The organism is Oceanobacillus luteolus (assembly GCF_023715655.1).
Lineage (GTDB): Bacteria > Bacillota > Bacilli > Bacillales > Amphibacillaceae > Oceanobacillus > Oceanobacillus luteolus.
The window spans coordinates 1-355 of the sequence record NZ_JAMBON010000171.1; the positions used below are offsets into that span (position 1 = coordinate 1).

Annotated in this window: 1 pseudogene; it reads right to left on the reverse strand. The window is 37.5% G+C overall.

Annotation, left to right across the window (positions count from 1 at the left end):
• Positions 1-355 (reverse strand): annotated as a pseudogene (locus M3210_RS20870) (IS21 family transposase); the annotation flags it as partial.

Below are 355 nucleotides of genomic sequence, written 5' to 3' on the forward strand. Positions count from 1 at the left end.
TCGGTGGTTCTTCTGGTATACATACTTTGTTGTTCACTTGGCGCTGGCGTTTGAGGTATTGAACGATATCGCTAAATTCATTTGCACTATAAAGTGCTTTGGTTTCACAGATTGCTAATGCTTCATCAATAAATGCTTCCTCTGTTTGACACGCTTTCTCTATAAGTTGAAGCTGATCACGTATGTATCGTGGATATTTTTTGTGTATTTTCTCTAAATAATTACGAGCTAAATCTGGATGTTTAAACTTTTCTGCTAAGCTGGAAATATACGCTGATATTCCTTTGGTACGATCTCGCGTATGTTGAGTATCTTGAATTAATTTGCCTCTCTCCGTGCTAATCAAATGCTCTGC